Here is a 19397-nt window from a genome sequence, read left to right as displayed (position 1 = left end):
CAGGCGCGCGATCCGTCGCGCAGGCCACCGGCCGCCGGGCGGGCCCGGCGCTGGAAGCGCACCGGGTTAGCGGCCGCCCGCCAACGAGGTTGAGGCGACCGGCCTGCACATTCCTGAATCTGCTCAGGGTCGGGTCAGCCACCCGTCCGTCGCGATGGCCTCACTCGGCCACGCGGTCCTTGATCCACTGCGCGCGCGGCAGTACCTCGATGCTGCCGACGGCATACTGCTGCAGCACGTCGTCCGGCCCGAAGCACGGTTGCCAGCCCAGCTCACTGCGCAGGCGGGCACTGTCGTAGACACGGTCGATGCTCAATGGCAGCGGCCAGCCACGGCGTTCGAACTCGGCCAGCAGCTGCGGCGCGCGACGGGCCAGCACGCTGCGCGGGTGGGTGGCCAGTTCCAGGCAGTCCTCGCGCCGGAACGGCGTCGGTGCGCAGGCGAGATAGCGGGCGAATCGGGCGCCTTCGTCGAGCAGCAGTGCAGCGTGTGCGCTGGCCACATCGCGGGCGTCGATGCCGCGATGCAGGCGGAACATCGCCATGCGCTCGGGCGGTTCCGGGAAGCACCGGCCCATGCGCAGCACGCGAACGCTGAAGCCCGGCGTGGCGGCAGCTTCAGCCAGGGTCTCGGCCTGCAACTTGGTGCGGTGGTAGATCGTGCGCGGCAGCGGCTCGGTGTCTTCATCGATCCAACGGCAGCCACCGGCTACCACGGCATGGCCGTACAGCGCGGTGGTGCTGGTCAGCACGAAACGCCGTGCGCCGGCTTCGCGTGCGGCCTGCAGCAGGTGCGCGGTTGCCTCCACGTTGATCTGCTGGAATACCGCGTCCGGCACCAGGCCGACATGCGGAGCATGCAGGGCCGCGGTATGGATGACCGCGTCCACGCCCTGCACCGCACGCGTGACCGCCTGGCGATCGGTGACATCGGCAATGATGCGCGTGGTGGCGAACGGGCTGCGGTCCAGCCCCACCACTTCGTGGGCGGCCGCCAACGCACCGAAGATCGCGCGCCCGATGCGCCCGGAACTGCCGGTCAACAGAATCTTCATTGAGTCCATTCACTCGAAGCGCCCGGGAACTACCGGGATGCTTCGATTCTAGGCATGCGTTCGCGCATCTGCGATAGGACAGCCATGCAATCGTGCGTTCATCTTGACGACTTCGCAGGCGCCAGCAGTTGCCGCGCGATGAACAGCGGATCGTCGCCGCCGGCCACATCAGGCCTCACGCCGGTGCCTTCCCAGTTGCCGCCGGTGCGCAGATTGATCGGTTGCCGGTCGGGAATGCTGATCTGATAGCCATCGGGCAGCAGCACAGGATCACCAAACATATGCGCGGCACCGCCACTGCGCGTGCCGACAATGCGCGCGCGGCCCAGGGCCTGCAGCGAATAGGCGACGAACTCGGCCGCCGAACCGGTACGCCGGTCGATCAGCACCACCAGCGGCTTCAGGTACACAGGCAGGCTGGCAGGCGGCAGCGGTACCGGCGTGCGCCGGCCACGCTGGTCCAGCTGCTGCACCGCGCCGATCTTCGCGTCCAGCAGCGTGCGCACCAGCAGGTCGGCACTTGCATCGTCGCCTCCCCCGTTCTGGCGCAGATCCAGCACCAGGCCATCGGTGTCGGCCAGCAGCGTGAAGGCCGCAGCGAACTTCGGCCGCGCCAGATCCAGCGGGTAAAAAGTACTCAACCGCAGGTAGCCAATGTTGCCTTCCAGCACCCGCACCTCGCGCACACCGGCACCATTGCTGCGGGCATCGGCACGCCAGGCCATCAACCAGTCGTCCTGGCCGGCAGCTGCGTCCACGCGCTCAACGTGGAAGTGGCCATCGAACATGTCCAGGTCCTGGTTCAGGCGTGCGCTGAACGCAGCAGGATCCGAACAGCTGTCCGCATACCGCTGCTGCGCCGACCAGCTGCGCAGGGCATCGGCGATGCGGGCGGCCTCCGCCTCGTCCAGGTACTGCGCCTGCACGGCGCTGGCGGCCGCCTGCAGCACCGCATCCTGCGCCGGGCAGGCCGTCGCCAGCAGCGCGCCGAGCATCCAGGAGACCGCCATCATCCACCCCGCATTGAGGATATATAAGCGCTTATATATCATCCCACTCATGGATCTCCAACACGCCACGCTGGGTACCCTGCTGCGCGCACTGCTGGACCAGCTGGACCCGGCCGTCGAGCAGGCCTACCGGCACCTGCAACTGGACTACCGGCCGCGCTACACGCCGGTGCTGCGCACGCTGATGGCGCAGGGCCCCTGCCGGATCAAGGACCTCGCGCTGGCCTGCGGGCTCAGCCATTCGGCGCTCAGCCAGACCGTGGCGGCGATGGTGCGCGATGGTTGGCTGCACACTGCCAATGGTGACGACGGGCGCGAACGCATCCTGCAGTTGAGCCCGCGCGCGCAGCGCGCGATGCCTGTGCTGCAGGCGCAATGGCAGGCCACCGCAGTGGCGGCACGCAGCCTCGATGCCGATCTGGGGCAGTCGTTGGAGCAGGTGCTGCGCAATGCACTGGTGGCGCTCGAACAACGGCCCTTCGCACAGCGCCTGCAGGACGCCCGCCGGCGCTGAGGCGTTACTGCTCTGCAGCCATCTCGATCTCGCTGAGGAAGGTCCAGCTGCCGTTGGCCACGCGCAGCTCCAGCGTGCGGCATTGCGCAGCCAGGGGGGCTGCATTGCCGAGCACGTACTCCTCTTCGGTCGAGCCCATCACGCCGGACTGGGTGAAGGGTGCCGACAGCGTGCCGATGGTTACGGCGGCAGTTCCGGGCTCGGCGCACATCACCTCCACCGAAGTCGGCGTGACGATGCCCCAGGCCGGGCGGGTCATCGTATGCAGGCCGATCCAGTCCACCCGTCGGCGCTGGCCCAGGTCGATGGTGATGCTGACGTTGCCGTGCACGCCTACCCAGCCCGCGTCCATCGGATTGCGCGGGTCGCCTACCCGGCGGTCGAACAGCTCATGGCCGCTGCCGTCGGGATAGCTGGTCGCCGGCGCCACGCTGTAGTGATAGGTGGTCTGCACCGGATCGACGATGTACGAGGCACCCAACCCGTACAACCCGCGATAGGTGTTCATCATCCGCGGCGCCTCGCCGTAGCCCTGGCCGGGGCCGACCACTTCGGACATGTGGTACTGGTTGAGCCAGGCAACGCGCTTGCCAGCCGAACGCGCGCTCCACAACTGCTGGTTGATGCGCTGCACCGACGCCGACCGGTATGCACCGGACAGGCCGTTACCGGCATCAAGGAACAGCGGGCTGCCATGGTTGAACAGCTCGATGTCGGCCCACACAGCGCTGGCGCCCAGCTGCGCCGACAACGCCTGGTAGTACTGCTCGGTGGAATAGCCCGGTCGATCCCACTGGAACAGTTTCGCGTGCGACGCCGCGCCGATGCCGTCCTGCCAGATCTGCACGTCGACCCCCGTGGCAGAGCGAAACCGTAGCGCAGCACTGGCCACGCTGGCCGGGTCGACGCTGGAGGATGCCAGATAGGGCGCCACCATCACCGGCCTGGATGGCGTCGCCGCTTTCAGTGTGGAAACGATTGAACGATAGAACGACGCACGCTCGGCCGGTACCTGCGCGGGCTCATCGGTGATGTACCAGCCGGCGAATGCCGGATGCATCGCGTACTGCTGGGCCAGCTGCGCCATCGACTGCGCTGCGTCCTGCGCCACCGCTGCAGCGTTCGAGCCCTGCCAGAACGCCGCACACTGGCCCGAACTGTAGGTGGTGCCGACCACGACCTTCATCCCACGCGCTGCGGCCGCGTCCAGCACCGTGCCCAGCTTGGCCGGGAAGCCGGCGATCCATTCGAAATCCTGCGCGCTGCTGGCGCAGCCCACGCCGGCACGCGTGGCGCGGGTCTGGCCGATGATGAGCGTGTCGTTGCCCAGGTCCCGCAGTTCGTCGAGGAACAGCGGCAGCTGCGCCGCTGGCAGCTGCTCATCGGTGGACGAGTAACCGAAGTGAACGAAACTGCCGCTCAGCAGCGCAGTGTCTGCATGGGCCGGTGCAGCGCAGGCCAGCAGTACAAGCCATCCGAATCTGTTCACGGCGTCCTTTCCTGTCTGGGCGGTCATCCGCCATGCCGGTCCATCCTAGCCAAGCGGCGCTCACTCGCGCAGCGGCGTAGTTGCGTCGTGAAAGCCAGTGCGGCGTGGCGTGAGGGCAGCACCGCCGGTGCGGACACTGCCTTAGCCGGGCACACGCAAGGATGAGCTCCCCTTCCATGCACCGGGAGCCTTCACATGGCTGACCAGCATCACGGCACCTCCCATCGCGGCTTCGCTTCGATGGACCGGGACAAGCAGCGCGCGATTGCCGCAAAGGGTGGACGCGCCGCGCATGCGTCCGGCAATGCACATGAGTTCAGCCCGGCCGAGGCACGCGTGGCAGGCCGCAAGGGCGGCGAGGCGATCAGCCGCAATCGCCAGCACATGGCAGCGATCGGCCGCGAAGGCGGGCACGCGCGCCACGCCAATGCACGGCAACAGCGGCAGCACGCGGCCGAACCCGCGCCGACGAAGGAAGGGCCGCAACGCCAGCAAGGCTGACCGCAGCGTGCTCAGGCGCGCCTGCACTGGCGGTACAGGGCGAGCGCCGCCAACAGGGCCAGCACGCCCGCGACAGCCATCGCCCAGCCGAAACCGCTGGCCATCGCGCCGCGGTACCAGGCCAGTATCTGCGTCCCCGGCAGCAGTGAAGACGGCTGCAGGATCAGCGTGCGCGCCTGTGCGGCCACTGCGGGCTGCCCTGCCGCCTGCGCGGTGGCAGTGAACTGGCATACCGCGCGCAGGCCCATCAGGCTTCCCAGCAGCGCGATGCCAAGGCTCATGCCCGCCTGGCGCAGCGCGTTCATCGTGGCCGACGCAATGCCGGCACGCTCGGCCGGTACGCATGACATCACCGCCATGCCGGTCGCAGGTACCGCCAGCCCCATGCCAGTGCCGAGCAGCATCAGCAGTGCGCTGGCCTGGCCGTGCGCTGTAGTCGGCTCGAACGTGGCAATCGCACACAGCGCCATGCCTGTCATTGCATAGCCCGTCACCAGTGCGGCATGCAGCCCGAACCACGCCGCCAGACGGCCGAACAGCAGCGACACCACCGCCATCAGCACGAATTGCGGTACCAGCTGCGCACCGGCCTGCGCAGCCCCATGTCCCTGCGCTTGCTGGAAGAACAGCGACAGGAAGAACAGGCTCGCATAAGCGGTGAATCCAAGCACGAACGAGGCCAGGTTGAGCATGCCGAAACCCGGCTTCGCCAACAGGTCCAGCGGCAGCAGCGGCCGCGCCACGCGGCGCTCGACCCACGCAAACAGCGCCAGGCCGGATGCTGCGATGCCGAGCGCCAGCAGGGTCGAAGGTGCCAGCAGGCCGTGCTCGCCGATCGCGATCAGGCCGTAACTGAGTGCACCCAGCGCGACGATGCTGAGCAGCTGCCCGGCCGGGTCCAGCGCGGCGTGCTGCGGATGCCGTCGCTCTGGAATGCCCCAGGCCCCCAGCGCGAGTGCAAGCAGGCCCAGCGGCAGGTTGATCAGGAAGATGCTGGGCCAACCTGCGCGCTGCACCAGTTCGCCTCCCAGCAGCGGCCCCAGCACCAGCGCCAGCGCGCTGAACGCCGACCAGCCCCCGATCGCGCGTGCACGCTGGCGCGGATCAGGGAATGCATGGCTGAGGATCGGCATCGCACTCGGGATCAGCAGGGCGCCGGCCACCCCCTGCACCGCCCGCCCCGCCACCAGTGCGGAAAGACTGCCTGCGCAGGCACACAGCAGCGAGCCCACGGTGAAGGTCGCCACGCTGAGCAGCCACATGCGGCGGTGGCCATAGCGGTCACCCAGCGGCCCCGCCGACAGCATCACTGCGGACAGGGCGATGGCATAGGCGTTGATCACCCACTGCAGCCCGGCCATGTCGGTGTGCAGTGCCTGCTGCAGCGTCGGCAGCGCGACGTTGACGATGCTGATGTCCAGCGAGGCGAGGAAGGTGCCCAGGTAGGCCGCCAGCACCAGGGCCGGCCGTCGGAAGCGTTGCATGTGCGGATGCCGGGAGGGAGCGTGCGCGCATCGTAGTTTGCTGACTGACCGTCAGTCAATGACCGGCGGTCAGTCATTGCCGGAGGAAGCTAGAATGGCGACCGTCGCACCCGGACCCCGCCCCATGCAGATTCCCGCAGTCGCCAGGCCCCGCACCAAACCCGCTGAAACCCGCCAGGAAGAGCTGATGGACGCCGCGCAGGCGCTGTTCCTGTCACAGGGCGTGGAAGCGACCACCATCAGTGACATCGTGGCCGCCGCCGACGTGGCCAAGGGCACGTTCTATACCTACTTCGCCTCGCGCACCGAGATCCTGCAGGCGCTGGCGCAGCGCTACACGCTGCAGTTCATGGCCGAGGTCGACCATGCCGTTCAGCAGCAGCCTGCCCACGATGGCGTGGCGCGACTGTGCGCCTGGATCCGCGCCAACATCGAGACCTATGTGCGCACGCACGCACTGCACGACGTCGTCTACGCCAACCATCACCACCACCAGCGCGGCAATGCCGAGCGCAACGCCATCCAGCAGCAGCTGCTCGACATCCTCGAGGCGGGCACCCGTGCAGGCCTGTGGCAGCTGCCGGCACCGCAGATCACGGCCTCGCTGATCTATGCCGGCGTACATGGCGCCACCGATGACCTGATCGCTGCGCCCACGCAGGACGCCGACACCTTCATTGCGGCGGTGGTGGCCGATTGCCTGCGCATGGTCGGCGTGTCGCCGGCGCCGAAGCGTGGCGGCACCCGTCGCTGAAGCGCCCGCCGTCGCTCAGGCGTGGGCGAGGATGTTCAACAGCCGGCCGAACGGGTCGCGGACGAAGAAGCGCCGCACGCCCCAGGGCTCGTCGGCCGGCCCATAGTCCAGCGCGATGCCAGCCGCGTGCATGCGTTCCAGCACCTCCTGCAGGTTGTCCACTTCGATAGACAGGTCCGGCACCGGTGCGCCGGAACCCCCTTCGCTGGCGAAGCTGACCTGCGCCAGCGCACTGCCCTGCCCGCCATGGGTGACGATCCAGCCATGGTCCATCACCACCGGCATGCCGAGCAGCTCGCCATAGAATGCAGCGGCGCGGGCGGGATCAGACGTGGCGATGTTGGCGACGACACGCATGACGGCCATGTTCCACTCCACCAGGAAGAATGCGCCGAGAGTGCCCGACCCTGCGCACAAACAGAAGAGCCCCGTCATGGACGGGGCCCGTCATCAGCCGATCATGGCTGGGCTTACACCGCGCCGCAGCGCTCCATGACGCATCGATCGTATTCGTACTGGCATTCCATGGCATCACCCCCACCGGCTACACACGCCTGGTAGGCCTTCCAGCAGGGAAAATCGCAGGGCTGGACCGGTCCGGCCACGGCCACCGAGCCGCTGCAGGCCAACGCGAACACAGCACCGGCGATCACTTTCCTGAAAGTACGCATCGACATCACTCCTTGATAAGCCTGGTGAGCCCAGGCCGGGCAACCTTAGCGCTGCACCCGGGACGTTGGGTGAAGGCGGATGCGGCTGGACTCAGTGTTGCAGCATTCCCAGGACACGCAGTTGCCCGGCCAGCTCATCACTGTTGCGCCACGGCAGGATCGGCGAATTGCCGCGCTCGTCCGGCGGGGTGTCCGGCAGCGCGTCGGACCCGCTACCTGCCCCTGCAAACGGCAGCAGCGGCCGCTTGTGCAGCCAAACCTCCGAGATCGTGCAGGCGCGCCCACCGCTGACGATGCAGGCATCACCGGCAAGGGCCATGATCAGGTTGCGCGCATCCCCCATGCCACAGGGCACCACCACCGTGGCCGGCCAGTCGGCCGGCGGCATGCTGCCTTCCGGGATGACGCTGGGCACCTGGCCACCAGCTGCGCGCTCGAACGCGTCGCTGCCAGGATCGGCACCGCCCAATATCGCCAACGGTGGTTTACGGAATGCGGTACGCATGGGCGGTTCCGAAGCCTCGGAAGGAAGGGTCACGGTGCCCTGCCCGCTGGAGCCGCACCATGCACCGATCACAAAACATTAACACGTTCATAAAATTCCCTTCACATTACTGGGGGATATCGCCATGCCTTGGCGTTAACGGCCTTGTTGTCCGTCAACCAAGGAAGTTGTCCGATGAATCACCCGCTGTACGGCCGTTCGTCCCGCTCCCTGTCGCATCGCCCGCTGGCGCTTGCCGTCGCCAGCTCGCTGCTGCTGGCCACCGCACTGCCAGCCATGGCCAGCGAATCACTCGAGGCCTGGCAGCAGCAGCGCCAGCTGCAGGCCGCGTGGGCGCAGCCCGCTGCCAGCACCGCACCTGCAACCACGGCCACTGCAGCCGCCGCCAGCAGCACCGCCGTTCTTGGCAACCCCGGCGATCCGGCCAGCTGGCGCAGCGATGAATTCAACGCCGATTGGGGCCTGGGCGCGATGGGCGCGGACTACGCCTATGCGCGCGGCCTGACTGGCAAGGGCGTACGCCTGGCGCTGTTCGACTCGGGCTCCGCACTGGCGCATCCGGAGTTTGCAGGACGCAATACCTCCAGCATCACCATCGGTGCCGACTGTGCGACGCCGGGCGTGGTCGCAGGGGCCGGCGCCTGCGGGCAGACCCGCGGCGAACAGCCCGGCTACAACTACTACGGACTGGGCGCCGGCGTTCCGGCCTCACTGGCGGCACGCCTGATCGCCGCCGGCCAGCCCTACGGCTTCAGCTACGCCGATCACGGCACGCATGTGCTTGGCACCATCGGCGCCAACCGCAATGGCACCGGCATGCATGGCGTGGCCTTTGGTGCGGATCTCACTGCCGCCCGCGTGTTCGGTGACACCTACTACGAGTGGCGCCTGGACCCGGACAGGTTCTATCGTCCGCGCGCGGTGTACCGCACCGATCCGGATGATGCCGCCACGCTGGACATGTATGCGCAGATCCAGGCGCAGGGTGTACGCGCCATCAATCACAGCTGGGGCATTTCCACGCGCAACATGACCGCCGCCGCGCTGGACCAGCAGTACGCCAGCATTGGTGCCGACTACGGCGTGTACGGCAGCATCTACGCCAACAACGGCAATGCCCCGGGCTCCACTCTCATCCAGGTGTGGTCGGCTGGCAACGGCAGCGGTGCGGTTGCCGGCATCACCGCCTCGATGCCGCGCTGGAAGCCCGAACTGGAACCGTACTGGCTGGCGGTCGCCAATGTCCGCCGGCCCGACGCCGCCGCAGGTGAAACCGACTACGTGATCGATGGCAGTTCCAGCATCTGCGGGGTTGCCGCCAACTGGTGCATCTCGGCCCCCGGTACCGATATCGTCAGCACCATCGTCTCCGGTGATATCCAGGGCCGCATCGAGAACACCTCCGCCTACGTGCGGCTGATCATCGACAGCGAGAACACCAACTACGTCTACGGCACCAAGACCGGCACGTCGATGGCCGCCCCCCATATCACCGGCGCCCTCGGCCTGCTGATGGAGCGCTTCCCGTACCTGGACAACGCCCAGGTCCGCGACGTGCTGTTGACCACCGCACGCGATCTCGGCGCGCCAGGCATCGATGCAATCTACGGCTGGGGCATGGTCGACCTGCGCAAGGCCATCGAGGGCTATGGCTCGCTGCGCGTGGACACCAACGTGGTGATGAACCAGAGGGCCGGCGGCCTGAAGGTCTGGGAAGGCGATGCGTGGGACAACTGGACCAACGACATCGGCGGCCCCGGCAAGCTGACCAAATCCGGTATCGGTTGGCTGCGCCTGAGCGGCAACAACAGCTTCAACGGCGCCGTGGTGCAGGACGGCATGCTGGAGTTGAACGGCGCCAACACGCTCACCTCGGCGGTCGAGGTCCAGGGTGGCCGGCTGCTGCTCAACGGCAGGCTGGTCTCCACCGCCCTGACCACCACCGGTGGCGTCAGCACGGTCAGCACCAGCGGCGTGCTGGATAACAGCAACCTGGTGGTCAACGGCGGCGTGGTGTCCTTCAACGGCACGCAGGCCGGTGGCACCACCACGGTCGGCGCCAATGGCCTGCTGAAGGGCGTCGGCACGCTCGGCAACACCCGCGTGGACGGCATCATCGCGCCGGGCAACTCGATCGGCACGCTGACCATCAACGGCAACTACGTGCAGGGCGCCACCGGCGTGTATGCGGCGGAGCTGGCACCGGGTAGTCGCAGTGACCAGCTGCACGTGACCGGCACCGCGACCCTCGGCGGCACCCTGGTCGCCCTGCCGGAACCGGGCGTGTATTACCTCGGCGAACAGTTCAACGTCCTGCGTGCCGACGGTGGCATCAGCGGCCAGTTCGCCAAGACCGACTTCAGTGCGTTCTCGCCTTTCCTGCAGTTCAGCCTGGCCTACGGTGCCAATGGCACGCGCATCGACGTTGCCCGTGGCGCTTCGCTGGCCACGGCTGCCAACACGCCCAACCAGCGTGCGGTGGCGGCCGCCGCCGACCTGCTGGCGATCGCCCAGGGCCTGCCCAAGCCGCTGACCCAGCTGTTCCCGCAGCAGGTCGGTGGCGTGCTCGATGGCCTCAGCGGCGAGCTGCATCCGGCCACGGCCATCGCCCTGGTCGAGGGCAGCCGCTACGTGCGCGATGCCGCGTTGTCACGCCGTGCCGGCGCCACCGCGCCCGGCAGCGACGTGGGTGATGCGACGGGTGCATGGGTGCAGGCCATCGGTGGCAACAGCAGGCTGGACGGTGACTTCAACACCGCCCGCACCGAGGCCAACAGCAACGGCCTGCTGGTCGGCATCGACCGCGAGTTCTCCGGCTGGCAGGTCGGCGTGCTGGCCGGTACCGGCCGTACCGACGTCAAGCAGCAGGACCGCCGCGCCAAGTCGAAGATCGACAACACGCACTTCGGTGCCTATGCCAGCCACACCTGGGGCGGCTTCGGCCTGCGCGGTGGTGTGGCGTGGAGCAAGCACGAGGTGAAGAGCACGCGTGAAGTCGCCTTCGCAGGTTTCAGTGACAGCCTGAGCGCGCGTTACGACGCCCGCACCCGCCAGGCCTTCATCGAAGCTGGTTATCGCTTCGGTGGCCCCGAAGCCGGGCTGGAGCCGTACCTGCAGGTGGCGCGCGTGGAAGTGGACCTCAAGCGCATCAGCGAACGCGGTGGAGCAGCGGCGCTGCAGGGCAAGGTGGACGACACCGGAACCACGATCGCCACCGCCGGCGTGCGCTTCGACAAGGGGCTGAAGGCTTCGTTCCAGCAGGACAGCTGGCTGCACCTGCGCGGGGGCGTCGGCTATCGTCGTGCCTCGGGGGATCGCAGCCAGGTCGCCAACCTTGCGTTTGCCAATGGCAGCTCCACGTTCGCGGTCAACGGCGCGCCGATCGCCGACAACGCGGTGGTGGCCGAACTGGGCCTGTCGGCGTGGCTCACCTCGCGCCAGCAGCTGGAGCTGGGCTACAGCGGCCAGTTCGGCAGCGAGAGCCGTGACCATGGTGCGAATGCACGCTGGTCCGTGCGTTTCTGATCTGTGCCTGCAATGCGATGAAAACAGGAGGGGCGGCCGATCGGCCGCCCCTTCTGCTTGCGGGTGACGCTCTTTCAGCTCAGGCGCACAGCGCCTGCATGGCCTGCGCTGTGACCTCGACGATCTGCCCATCCACGATGTGGACGCTGCGACCCGCGCACGCCGCCAGCTCCTTGTCATGCGTCACCATGATGATGGTCATGCCGCCCTGGTTGAGCTCACGCAGAATCTCCATGACCCCTTGCGACATCTGCGAGTCCAGGTTTCCGGTCGGCTCGTCAGCCAGCAGCAGGGCCGGCGTACCCGCGATGGCGCGGGCGATCGCCACGCGCTGCTGCTGCCCGCCCGACAGTTCGCCGGGATAGTGCGACATGCGGCTGCCCAGTCCGACCTGGGCCAGTGCCGAGACCACACGCTGCCTGCATTCGGCTGCCGCCATGCCACGGTAGCGCAGGGGCACCTCCACATTGGCCTGGATGGTCAGATCCGGAATCAGGTTGAACGCCTGGAACACGAAGCCGATCTTCTCGTTGCGCAGCGCGCTGAGCGCCGCGTCGCGCATGCCGCCAACATCCACGCCACCGATCGCGTAGTGGCCGCCGGAAAAGCCCTCGAGCAGACCGAGGATGTTCAGCAGTGTGGACTTGCCGGAGCCGGAAGGGCCGGTAATCGAGAGGAAATCGCCCTCATGCACCGACAGGTCGATGGAGCGCAATGCATGGGTCATGACTTCACCCACCTGGAACACTTTGCTGACGCCTTGCATCCTGAGCATGGGAATTCTCGCTTGCAGATGGAAGCAGCGACCGGCCAAGGCCGCTGCGGGACTCACAACGAACGGATGGCCGACACCGGCGCGATGGCCGCGGCACGCAGCGCCGGCAGCAGTACCGCCGCCTGGCCCAGCAGCAGCAGGATCACCGCACTCACCGGCAGGTACAGCAGTGGCAGGCGCGGCAGTTCGTAGAAGCGCATCAGGGTCAGGTTCATCGCGTAGGCCAGCAGAGCCCCGGCCGCGATGCCGATGGAGACAATCAGCAGGTTCTCGATCTGGAAATAGCGCATCACATCGGTGCGCGTGGCCCCCAGCGCGCGGCGGATGCCGATCTGCTTGCGACGTTGCTCCACCCAGTAACTGGCCAGTCCGACTATGCCCAGGGCAGTGGCAGCCAGCAGTGCGATGATGACACCGCCCAGCAGCCCCATCATGACCCGGTCACCTTCGAAATGCCGCTCGCGCAGTTCGGAGATCCGCCGGCTGCCCTCGACATCGAACACCACGTCCGGCGCGACACGGCGGATTGCCTGCTGCGCATCGCGCATTACGCGGTTCATGTCGCCGGCCTCGGCGCGCACCAGATAGCGGCCGGTCAGGCGCGGCCCCTGCGATGCGGGCACGATCACCGACCAGTCCGAGCCCTTGGCTTCACCGCGGCCGGGGCGGGATACGGCCATGTGCTCGACCACGCCGATCACCCGCAGCCGGGTGTCCATCGCCCACAGGCTCTTGCCCACGGCGTTTTCGCCGGGCCAGTAGCGTTGGGCCAGCTCCTGGGTGACCAGCGCCGGGGGATTGGCCGGCACCAGTTCATCGGTCGGTGCGAACTCGTCCGCACCGGGCATGCGCCCCCCCACCAGGTGCAACTGCAGCGCGTCCAGGGCCACGGCATCGGCCAGGTAGAAATCCAGAACACCGCCGGGCACCTGCTGGTCCTCGTCCAGGTTGACGCCGGCGCGTATGCCCGGGCTGCCGAACGGCATGGCACTGACCAGCCCGGCCGCCGTCACGCCGCTCAGCCCCCGCAATGCACCAACGACCCGCGCGTTGACATCGTTGGCGCGCTCGGCATCGATGCCGTCGAGCTGGATCACCCCCAGCCGTGACTCGTCCAGGCCACTGACCAGCTGCATTGCAGCGTTCCGCTCGATCATCAGGAAGATCGCGTTGCACAGCACGGCGCAGGCCAATGCGATCTCCATCGCGATGAGGAAGGTCGCCAGGCGGTGCCGGCGCAGGGCCGAAAGTACGATGCCGATCTGCATGGTGGTTCCTCTACAGAAGCTTCAGTTGGGCGATGGGCTGGACCGCACTGGCACGGATCGCGGGAATCAGGCTCGCCAGCAGGCTGGCCAGCACCGACAGCGCCAGGGTGAACAGCAGCATGGTGGTATCAAGCCGCGCCAGGTCCGCATAGGCCACCGGCTGGCTGCGCACCGCGCTCAGGCCGAGCCAGGTCAGCAACAGGCCCAGCGTGCCACCCAGTGCCCCCACCAGCGCGGCCTCGACCACGCACTGCAGGAAGATCGCCGCGCGGCTTGCGCCCAGTGCGCGACGCAAGCCGATCTCGCCGCTGTAGCGCAGGAACTTCGCCAGCAGCAGACCGACCACATTGGCAATGCAGATCCCGAGGAAGGCGAAGGCCAGGATGGCCTGCAGCTTCACGTCGCTGGGTACCACCTGGTTGAAGTCGAGCCACTGCATCAATGAGCGCAGCCGCGTGTTGTCGGCGTGGCTGATCCGGCCCAGGGCCTTCTGCTCAGCGGCATAGTTCTGCAGGAACCGCTGATAGGCGGCCACCCTGGCGGCGCTGTCCAGCTTGACCCACAGGTGTACCCAGACACACGGCGCGGTCTGCAGCCGGCCGCGCTCCTCCGGCGTGGACCAGCAGGTGAACGGCACGAAGTCGCCGTCATTGATCTCCAGGCTGGAGGTCAGCGGCATGAACAGATCATCGGCCGAGGCGAAGAAGCCCGACGTGTTGCCGCCGCTGAAGCGGCCGCCCCGCACCTTGTAGAACAGCGGCGAGGGTCGCCAGGGCGCGAGCACGCCCACGATGCGCATCGCGGTGTCCTTGACCCGCAGTGTCTGCCCCACACTGTCGCCCCCACCGAACATCTGCTCGTTGAGCTCCGACGAGATCACCACCACACGTGCGCGCGCGTCATCCTCCTCGCGCGACCACCAGCGTCCATGCGCCAGCGGCACCGCGAACATCGTCGCGAAGTCGGTGGTGGTGGAGATCGATGAGCGGATGACCGGTGGCGCGCTGCCCTGATCGGGCCGCAGCTTGACCGGATTGGCAACCACCAGTGTCTGCTGGTCCGCGCGCCCGGACGACCACAGGTCGAAGGCCGAGCGATAGTCCAGCACGTCGTACGGTTCGCGGCCCTTCGAGTTCGGATTGGCATCCAGCTGGGGGTAGTAGAGGTCACCGCTGCGCCCGGGCAAGGGATCGCCGGACAGCAGGTAGACCACGGTCAAGGTGGTCATGCTGGCTCCAATTCCCACCGCGATGGCCAGCACCATCAGGGCGGTGATGGCCTTGCTCCGCAGTGTATTGTGCAGCGCCACCTGCGCGCAGTAGACCAGTCTGCGCATGCCCGCACCCTTTTCTGCACCCTGTATCGACTTCATGTCATGCCTCTCCCCGGACGTGCACGGGCGTGACCCGTGCCGGTTGCCACATGGACCTGCCAAGTTCGTGTACGTGATCGAATCGGGCGCGGTAGGCCTCGGCGCCGTGCATGATCATCACCAGCATGCGGCCATGGCTGCGTGCGAAGATCGCGTCCATCGCAATCTCGCGGCTGGCCGTATCGAGGTTGGCGACCGGCTCATCAAGAATGTAGAGGTCGGCATCCTCGCCCAGCACCATCGCCAGGGCGATCTTCTGCTGCTGCCCTGCCGACAGGGTTTCCGGCAGGCTGTCGGCGATCCCGTCGCCGTCCATCCCCAGTCGCGCCAGCAGCACCGGATCGGCGCCGAGGTCGCGCACCTTCAGCGGAGGGAACTGCAGAGGAAGCGTGATGGCGCGGATACGCGCCGGTCGCAGCAGCTGGCCGGCGACGGGCTGGAAGTACCCGGCCAGGACGTTGGCCAGGGTCGTCTTGCCGCTGCCATTGTCGCCAATCACCAGTGCACGTTCACCGGGTGAAAGGGCCAGGGTGAAATCCGAAAACACGGGAGTGGCGCCGTACCCGTAGCCGATCGACGTCGCCAGCAGACCACCCTCGATGTGCGTGGCCGACGCCGCGGCTGCCGGCGCGGTCATGAACTCCGCCACCCGCACCACCACCACACCGTGGCTGTGCATCTCGGCAATGTTCTTGAAGATGCCGATGAGCGTCGTGGCTGAGCGCCAGAAGGCGTTCATGAAGGCGATGAACGAACCCAGTGTCATCTGTTGGCGGAACACGAACAGTGCGCCGACGAAGATCGAGCAGACATCCGAGATCACCATCGTCAGGTCGCTCGCACCCTGCAGGGTCCTCACCACCCTGAAGCGCTGGTAGGTCGAATCCAGCACCTCGCGCAGGCTGCGGTCATGGGCCTGCACCGTCCTGGGGCCCAGGCCGAACGTACAGACCATCTTGAAGGCAGACACGGCCCGGGTCAGCAAAGAAACCAGTTCGGCCTCGCGGTCACGCTCCACCACGGTCAGCTCGCGGATGCGTCGGCCGACCAGCACGCTGACCGTGGTGGCGATGGGAATGATGGCCATCAGCACCAGGAACGCACGCCAGGAGATGATCAGCAGGGCTGCGATCAAGGCGACGAATGTCACCGCCTGGGTCAGGGTGGTGCGTGCGACCGACAGCATCGGCACCACGCCATCCTTCACGTCCGAGCGGATCCGCGCCACATAGTAGCCAGCCCCCTTCTGCACCACCTCGTCATAACTGCGGCCATAGTAGGCGGTCAGCAACGAGGTCCCGATCCGCTCCACGATGCGGTTATCCACGCGCTGCTGCCACAGCGCGCAGCTGTAGTTGCCCAGGTTGGTCACCAGGCACAGCAGCAGATATGCACCGGTAAGCAGCAGGAAGCGATTGAAATCCTGCCGGCTGGCGGCCTCGTCGAAGATCGCGCGGATCAGCAGCGGATGCAGCAGCCCGCCCAGTCCGCCGAACATCGCGGTGGTGGCGGCCACCGCAAGGTAGCGCCCGCGGAGGGGGCCGAGCAGGATCGCGAAGCTGGCGAGGATGGCGCGCACACTGTGCCGCTGCGCGGTCTGCTCGCGCTGAAGTGGCTGTCCGGCCGGGTGCGGGCGCGCATTCATGCAACCGCCGCCTGCCCCACCCCGGCTCCGTCCACTTCCCGTACCACCGCGCCATGCACATCGAGTGCATCCAGGAAGAACTCGTCCGGCGCCAGCGTGTCGTACCGATGCAGGGCGCGGATCACTCCGGCGATGCCGGTACCGTGGTCGAAGGAAATGCGGAACAGATTCTCGCCCGGCACCGCCGCCATTCCCTCCTCCTCCTCGAACAGATACAGATCGACGATGCCCTGGTACGGTCGCTCCGCCATCTGCAGGTACCTCGGGTCACCGGAGTAGAGATGGGCGTCGACAAACACATCCAGCATGCCCGACAGGCCATACAACAGGCCGCAGAAGCCGGAATACTTGCGATGGAAGTCATCCACCAGCCGATTCACGTCCTGCCACAGGCCGTAACGGATCACGACCTTGGCGATGCCCGCAGTCCCCTGCTCCAGATAGGGTTCATAGGTGTTGACCTCTTCCGGTGAGCTGGGGAAGGTGGTCACCCCGGTCTCCAGCTCGAAGCCGTAGGAGAGATCGTGTCGCAGTGCCTGCTCGCCAAGCACGCGCCATGCCGGATCACCACTGAGCTGCGACAGCCTCAGCAGGAACAGCGCCACGCCGGCCTGGCCGTAACCCATGCCGATGCGGACGCCACCTTCGTCCTGCCAGTAGGCACCCCGCTCTCCGTGGTGGACGGTGTCTGCAAGCCGCCGCGCCAGCGACAGCGCCCTGTCGAGATGCCCGGGCAGGCCGGTCGCGTGATGCATGGCCAGGTGCGCCATTCCGATACCCGCCATGCCGTGATACAGCGAGTGATGCGCATGCAACAGGTCACTGCCGTCAGCGCTGTCGAGCAGGCTGCGGGCGAGTTCCACCTCGCCACGCAGCAGCGCCGACCAGGCGATGCCGGCAAGGCCGGTGAGGAACCCCGGCGGTAGCGATGTGCGATCCAGGGCCTGCAGCTCCTGCGCATAGCGCTCCATCACCGCCGGCGACGGCTGATGACCCACCCCATGGAAGGCGTGGATCACACCGGTCGCCCCCAGACCAAGGCTCATCGTGTTGGTGGAGTGCGCGAACGGATCAAGTGGGAACAGCGTCCGCTCCGGCTGCAGCCGGCTGTGTGCATCCATGAACGCGAGCAGCCGCCGGATACACTGGCGCGGCGCCGGTAACGGGCGCTGCGGCGACGAGAACGGCCCCTGCAGGGTCGCCGGCTGCTGCAGCAGCTGTGCGGCCTCTTCCAGGCCGATACGGTCGTCCACCAGCGCCTGGATGACCGCGGCCACTGGCGTGTGCTGCCAGCCGATGTCCTCCATCATCACCGGCAGCACCTTCTGGAACAGGTCGGTACGGATGTAGGCCATGGCCATCAGCGGGAACAGGCAGTAGAACATCACCACCGCGGTCGCATAGCGGTCATCCCTGAAACAGCTGGCGCGCTTGCGACCCTTCATGATCCGGCGGAATCCGGGCGTGTGGATGTCGTCCCACTCATCGCTGCCGTCCAGGAACGCGGCCTCCAGATCGATCAGGCGCACACGCATGTCGCTGCGGTCGACCATGATGTTGGACGGCGAGATGTCACCGATCACCACTCCCACCTTGTGTGCGCGGTCGACCGCGCGAAGCAGACCGGTGAAGATGGTCACGCACATCCCGTAGTAGTCACTACCATCGCGTGCGCTGGGACGGGCCTTCATCAGCGGCGAATGCTTGAGCATCAGCTCGCGAAGATCGAATGCATCCAGGCGCTCTTCCACCAGATAGCTGTTTTCCCAATCGGTGAATGCATCCAGGCAGCGCGGCGAGGCGCCCACCGGGCCCAGCAGTTCCAGATTGCGTCGTTCGCGTGCCAGGCGGCTGGTGGCGTCGAGCCCTTCCCCGTGCATTTCCACATGGGGCCGCGCCTCCTTGATGACCACTTCCTCCCCGGTGACCTGATCCAATGCCAGGTAGACCCCGCCCGTGTTGGAGAACCCAAGCGCGGCCTGCACCTGATAGCGGCCCTCCTTCAACGTCATCTCGCCGGGGTCATCCTCGCTGGGGAACGGGTCGGTTTCCCAGGCAGGCACCTCGAAATAGGGATTGCGCAGGTCGGGAACATGGCTGCCGTCGGGCGCGACCAGCATCGGCACCTTCTGGCCGATGAAATCAAGCCGGTACACCTGGCGCATGCCGCCATAGCGGTAATACAGGCAGCGGCAGTCCTTGTAGCGTCGATCGGACAGGATGTACGAGCCATCTTCGTCCTTCAGCGCCCCATGCAGCTGCTCGATGAAGCGCGTGAAGACCGCAAGGTCCAGCGGATAGAGCGTGATGAACTTGCCCGAGCCACCGCGTGGCCAACGCTTGGAGCTCATCATGCGCATCGTGTTCATGTCATTGGCGAACTTGAACTTCACGCGCTCGGCCAGGGCCATCCGGGTGACGGTGCGCAGCAACCGCTGGCAGTTCTCCTGCGTGGCTGAAACGTGGATCTTCCAGCCTTGCGGCGGCAGGTTGCCGGCGACCGGGTCGCCATGCGTCGCCAGGTGCGACCAGACACCGATGCGATGGATCGTCCACGCCATGCCGGCCGCCTCGATCTCCGCTTCAACGATACTGCGGAAATCTTCGCTGGGCCGGTACTGGTTGTAGCTCAATTCGTAGAACCGCTCGTCGCCCCCCACATAGGCGGCCTTGTCCATGTGGCGTGCTTCACGCAGTGATCGTTGACGCGCTGACATCGTCTCTCCCTGGTCGGTTCCACGGCTCATTTGCCCGGTGCACACATCCGCGAACGCCTCGCACATGCGCGATGGATGCATTGCGGGCGCTCCAGCCTGCAGGCATCGCAAAA

General features: G+C 67.0%; 16 protein-coding genes. 4 read left to right on the top strand and 12 right to left on the bottom strand.

The features are described from left to right. Window positions 1-160: 160 nt before the first annotated feature. Both VG561_RS19900 and VG561_RS19895 read right to left on the bottom strand, forming a co-directional pair. A complete protein-coding gene (locus tag VG561_RS19900) occupies window positions 161-1054 on the bottom strand; it encodes an NAD-dependent epimerase/dehydratase family protein (RefSeq protein ID WP_014648518.1) in 894 nt (297 codons plus the stop codon). 98 nt (window positions 1055-1152) lie between these two features. Next, window positions 1153-2064: a S41 family peptidase gene (locus tag VG561_RS19895; protein WP_049439338.1), complete on the bottom strand. Its 912-nt coding sequence runs from the start codon at window positions 2062-2064 to the stop codon at window positions 1153-1155. A 49-nt stretch (window positions 2065-2113) separates the two neighbouring features. On the opposite strand from VG561_RS19895, the gene VG561_RS19890 reads away from it, so the two are divergent. Continuing rightward, a complete protein-coding gene (locus tag VG561_RS19890) occupies window positions 2114-2578 on the top strand; it encodes a MarR family winged helix-turn-helix transcriptional regulator (protein ID WP_142235137.1) in 465 nt (154 codons plus the stop codon). 4 nt (window positions 2579-2582) lie between these two features. Here VG561_RS19890 and VG561_RS19885 read toward each other — a convergent pair whose 3' ends face one another. Further along, on the bottom strand, window positions 2583-4067 hold the full coding sequence (locus VG561_RS19885) for a DUF4434 domain-containing protein (protein WP_142235136.1): 1485 nt from the start codon (window positions 4065-4067) through the stop codon (window positions 2583-2585). A gap of 195 nt (window positions 4068-4262) precedes the next feature. On the opposite strand from VG561_RS19885, the gene VG561_RS19880 reads away from it, so the two are divergent. Then, the gene (locus VG561_RS19880) at window positions 4263-4568 is read left to right on the top strand and encodes a KGG domain-containing protein (RefSeq protein ID WP_046432675.1); all 306 of its coding nucleotides are present in this window, start codon (window positions 4263-4265) and stop codon (window positions 4566-4568) included. Between the two features lie 11 nt (window positions 4569-4579). Here VG561_RS19880 and VG561_RS19875 read toward each other — a convergent pair whose 3' ends face one another. Further along, entirely contained in the window at window positions 4580-6052 is a 1473-nt protein-coding gene (locus VG561_RS19875; protein ID WP_049439232.1) for an MFS transporter, read from the bottom strand. Window positions 6053-6176: 124 nt separating this feature from the next. Here VG561_RS19875 and VG561_RS19870 point away from each other — a divergent pair, with 124 nt between their 5' ends. Next, window positions 6177-6806 (top strand): TetR/AcrR family transcriptional regulator, encoded by a 630-nt coding sequence (locus VG561_RS19870; protein WP_046432686.1) that lies wholly within the window; start codon window positions 6177-6179, stop codon window positions 6804-6806. A 15-nt stretch (window positions 6807-6821) separates the two neighbouring features. Here the strand turns inward: VG561_RS19870 and VG561_RS19865 are convergent, their stop codons facing one another. The 3 genes from VG561_RS19865 to VG561_RS19855 form a co-directional block, all read right to left on the bottom strand. Further along, window positions 6822-7172: a VOC family protein gene (locus VG561_RS19865; RefSeq protein ID WP_032958352.1), complete on the bottom strand. Its 351-nt coding sequence runs from the start codon at window positions 7170-7172 to the stop codon at window positions 6822-6824. Between the two features lie 104 nt (window positions 7173-7276). Further along, window positions 7277-7477, bottom strand: coding sequence for a hypothetical protein (locus VG561_RS19860; protein WP_032958391.1), 201 nt, complete (start codon window positions 7475-7477; stop codon window positions 7277-7279). Between the two features lie 91 nt (window positions 7478-7568). Then, window positions 7569-7982: a Rossmann fold nucleotide-binding protein gene (locus tag VG561_RS19855; RefSeq protein ID WP_142235134.1), complete on the bottom strand. Its 414-nt coding sequence runs from the start codon at window positions 7980-7982 to the stop codon at window positions 7569-7571. A gap of 174 nt (window positions 7983-8156) precedes the next feature. On the opposite strand from VG561_RS19855, the gene VG561_RS19850 reads away from it, so the two are divergent. Continuing rightward, entirely contained in the window at window positions 8157-11507 is a 3351-nt protein-coding gene (locus VG561_RS19850; protein WP_142235133.1) for an autotransporter domain-containing protein, read from the top strand. Window positions 11508-11586: 79 nt separating this feature from the next. Here VG561_RS19850 and VG561_RS19845 read toward each other — a convergent pair whose 3' ends face one another. The 5 genes from VG561_RS19845 to lanKC are packed head-to-tail and all read right to left on the bottom strand — an operon-like array spanning window position 11587 to window position 19284. Beyond that, window positions 11587-12282 (bottom strand): ABC transporter ATP-binding protein, encoded by a 696-nt coding sequence (locus VG561_RS19845; RefSeq protein WP_142235349.1) that lies wholly within the window; start codon window positions 12280-12282, stop codon window positions 11587-11589. A 53-nt stretch (window positions 12283-12335) separates the two neighbouring features. Further along, window positions 12336-13550 carry an FtsX-like permease family protein gene (locus VG561_RS19840; RefSeq protein ID WP_032958343.1) on the bottom strand — a complete coding sequence of 405 codons (1215 nt, stop codon included), beginning with the start codon at window positions 13548-13550 and terminating at the stop codon, window positions 12336-12338. Between the two features lie 10 nt (window positions 13551-13560). Next, a complete protein-coding gene (locus tag VG561_RS19835; protein ID WP_142235132.1) occupies window positions 13561-14886 on the bottom strand; it encodes an ABC transporter permease in 1326 nt (441 codons plus the stop codon). A gap of 37 nt (window positions 14887-14923) precedes the next feature. After that, window positions 14924-16567 (bottom strand): ABC transporter transmembrane domain-containing protein, encoded by a 1644-nt coding sequence (locus VG561_RS19830; RefSeq protein WP_014648531.1) that lies wholly within the window; start codon window positions 16565-16567, stop codon window positions 14924-14926. Next, entirely contained in the window at window positions 16564-19284 is a 2721-nt protein-coding gene (lanKC, locus tag VG561_RS19825; protein WP_423179918.1) for a class III lanthionine synthetase LanKC, read from the bottom strand. Before lanKC ends, VG561_RS19830 begins: the two co-directional genes overlap by 4 nt. Between the last annotated feature and the right edge of the window lie 113 nt (window positions 19285-19397).

It is taken from the genome of Stenotrophomonas sp. CASM110, assembly GCF_049384345.1.
Classification (GTDB): domain Bacteria; phylum Pseudomonadota; class Gammaproteobacteria; order Xanthomonadales; family Xanthomonadaceae; genus Stenotrophomonas; species Stenotrophomonas muris.
This window is presented reverse-complemented; position numbering and strand designations above follow the sequence as displayed.

Excerpts from the sequence above, each read along its gene's own strand:
- VG561_RS19900 (WP_014648518.1), bottom strand. The coding sequence starts at position 1,054 with ATGAAGATTCTGTTGACCGGCAGTTCCGGGCGCATCGGGCGCGCGATC.
- VG561_RS19895 (WP_049439338.1), bottom strand. The coding sequence starts at position 2,064 with ATGGCGGTCTCCTGGATGCTCGGCGCGCTGCTGGCGACGGCCTGCCCG.
- VG561_RS19890 (WP_142235137.1), top strand. The coding sequence starts at position 2,114 with ATGGATCTCCAACACGCCACGCTGGGTACCCTGCTGCGCGCACTGCTG.
- VG561_RS19880 (WP_046432675.1), top strand. The coding sequence starts at position 4,263 with ATGGCTGACCAGCATCACGGCACCTCCCATCGCGGCTTCGCTTCGATG.
- VG561_RS19875 (WP_049439232.1), bottom strand. The coding sequence starts at position 6,052 with ATGCAACGCTTCCGACGGCCGGCCCTGGTGCTGGCGGCCTACCTGGGC.
- VG561_RS19870 (WP_046432686.1), top strand. The coding sequence starts at position 6,177 with ATGCAGATTCCCGCAGTCGCCAGGCCCCGCACCAAACCCGCTGAAACC.
- VG561_RS19865 (WP_032958352.1), bottom strand. The coding sequence starts at position 7,172 with ATGGCCGTCATGCGTGTCGTCGCCAACATCGCCACGTCTGATCCCGCC.
- VG561_RS19860 (WP_032958391.1), bottom strand. The coding sequence starts at position 7,477 with ATGCGTACTTTCAGGAAAGTGATCGCCGGTGCTGTGTTCGCGTTGGCC.
- VG561_RS19855 (WP_142235134.1), bottom strand. The coding sequence starts at position 7,982 with ATGCGTACCGCATTCCGTAAACCACCGTTGGCGATATTGGGCGGTGCC.
- VG561_RS19850 (WP_142235133.1), top strand. The coding sequence starts at position 8,157 with ATGAATCACCCGCTGTACGGCCGTTCGTCCCGCTCCCTGTCGCATCGC.
- VG561_RS19845 (WP_142235349.1), bottom strand. The coding sequence starts at position 12,282 with ATGCTCAGGATGCAAGGCGTCAGCAAAGTGTTCCAGGTGGGTGAAGTC.
- VG561_RS19840 (WP_032958343.1), bottom strand. The coding sequence starts at position 13,550 with ATGCAGATCGGCATCGTACTTTCGGCCCTGCGCCGGCACCGCCTGGCG.
- VG561_RS19835 (WP_142235132.1), bottom strand. The coding sequence starts at position 14,886 with ATGCGCAGACTGGTCTACTGCGCGCAGGTGGCGCTGCACAATACACTG.
- VG561_RS19830 (WP_014648531.1), bottom strand. The coding sequence starts at position 16,567 with ATGAATGCGCGCCCGCACCCGGCCGGACAGCCACTTCAGCGCGAGCAG.
- lanKC (WP_423179918.1), bottom strand. The coding sequence starts at position 19,284 with ATGTCAGCGCGTCAACGATCACTGCGTGAAGCACGCCACATGGACAAG.